The sequence below is a fragment of the Loigolactobacillus bifermentans DSM 20003 genome, from assembly GCF_001434575.1.
GTDB classification, from domain to species: domain Bacteria; phylum Bacillota; class Bacilli; order Lactobacillales; family Lactobacillaceae; genus Loigolactobacillus; species Loigolactobacillus bifermentans.
On the sequence record NZ_AZDA01000088.1, the window covers coordinates 1 to 254 of the forward strand.

Consider the following 254-nt stretch of genomic DNA (forward strand, 5'->3'; position numbering starts at 1 on the left):
TAGCGGATCGGCATTATCCTAGTACCCAACGGTGTTCTAATTGCGGACACGTTAAACAAGGGTCGGACAAAATTGGGCTGCGAGGGAATGCCAAACATCAAACAAAACACCATGAATATGTTTGTTATGCTTGTGGTGTCACGTTAGATCGTGATGAAAATGCTGTTCAAAACTTATTACAACTCGCACTTTAAAATAAGGCAGATTGCAAGAAATAACTTGAACAAATTTAGTAACGCAGATTACGCAAAAAG

The 254-nt window shown here is 39.4% G+C and carries 1 protein-coding gene; it reads left to right on the forward strand.

The window, feature by feature from the left end; all coding sequences use genetic code 11:
• The coding region (locus FC07_RS09395) for a zinc ribbon domain-containing protein (protein ID WP_157050146.1) at nucleotides 1-194 on the forward strand (194 nt) is incomplete at its 5' end.
• Between the last annotated feature and the right edge of the window lie 60 nt (nucleotides 195-254).